The following is a 1,105-nucleotide window of genomic DNA, read 5'->3' on the forward strand; positions in this document are numbered from 1 at the left end:
CCTGGGGGGTGCCGGGAGTGAGGGGCGCGAGCGGGAGGGACTGGGTGCTGCCGGGGACGGCACGGTCGGCTCGCGTCGCCACCGGGGCCACTGGGGCCGCGAGGGCCGCGGCGGCTGCGGGGGCGGCAAGAGCCGCCGCCGGGGTCCTGGAGAGGGCCGCCATCGAAGTCGTCGGGGTCGTCAACGGCCTTGGTGGGGCGGGCCAGGCGCGTGCCGCCGTCCGTCCGGAGGCCGACCTGTCCGGGGCGGTCCACTCGGTGACCGGTCTGCCAGTGGTCTGTCTGCTGGTGGTGGTCCCGCTGGTGGTCGGTCTCTCGGCCGTCGGAGGCGTGGCCGCGGCGTCCGAGGACAGCGCCAGTGGAAGGGCCAGGGCTGCCGCACAGGTGACGGCGATCGAGGAAGCAAGATGTCCGCGCATGCCCCTGATCCTGGACATAGTGATACTTATCTGTCTATCCGGGATTTGACGGACCGTCGGCCGTACCCGGCCGGACTCGGCCGAACCGGTGACCCTCGGTTCCGCCGTACCGGCGACCGCCCGCGTAGGCTTGCGTCCCGTGACCGCCACCGACCGCACCCCTGCCGACCTGCTGCGATCCGCGCTCGCCGCGGACCCCGCGCGCCCCCTGGTGACCTTCTACGACGACGCCACGGGCGAACGTGTCGAACTGTCCGTGGCCACCTTCGCCAATTGGGTGGCCAAGACCGCCAATCTGCTCCAGGGCGAGCTGGGCGCCGAGCCCGGCGAGCGCGTGGCGCTGCTGCTGCCCGCGCACTGGCAGACGGCGGTGTGGCTGCTCGCGTGTTCCTCCGTGGGCGTGGTCGCGGATGTCGGGGGCGACGCCGGCGGGGCCGACCATGTGGTCGCCGGGCCCGGGCAGTTCGAGGCCGGGCTCGCCTGTTCCGGGGAGCGGGTGGCGCTGTCGCTCGCGCCGCTGGGGCGTCGCTTCGCACAGGCGCCGGCCGGGTACGCCGACTACGCGGTCGAGGTTCCCGGTCAGGGTGACGTCTTCCGGCCGTACGGGCCCGTGGACCCGGAGGCACCCGCGCTGGTCGTGGCCGGGGCGGAGCTGACGGGGGCGGAGGTTGTCGAGCGGGCTCGGGG

General features: G+C 74.5%; 1 protein-coding gene and 1 pseudogene. One reads left to right on the forward strand and one right to left on the reverse strand.

The window, feature by feature from the left end; translation table 11 throughout:
- Positions 1 to 418 (reverse strand): annotated as a pseudogene (locus AOK01_RS44550) (N-acetylmuramoyl-L-alanine amidase); the annotation flags it as partial.
- Between the two features lie 139 nt (positions 419 to 557).
- On the opposite strand from AOK01_RS44550, the gene AOK01_RS40055 reads away from it, so the two are divergent.
- A partial coding sequence (locus AOK01_RS40055) for a TIGR03089 family protein (protein ID WP_055520569.1) occupies positions 558 to 1,105 on the forward strand: 548 nt, incomplete at its 3' end.

The sequence above is a fragment of the Streptomyces aurantiacus genome (assembly GCF_001418335.1).
Classification (GTDB): domain Bacteria; phylum Actinomycetota; class Actinomycetes; order Streptomycetales; family Streptomycetaceae; genus Streptomyces; species Streptomyces aurantiacus.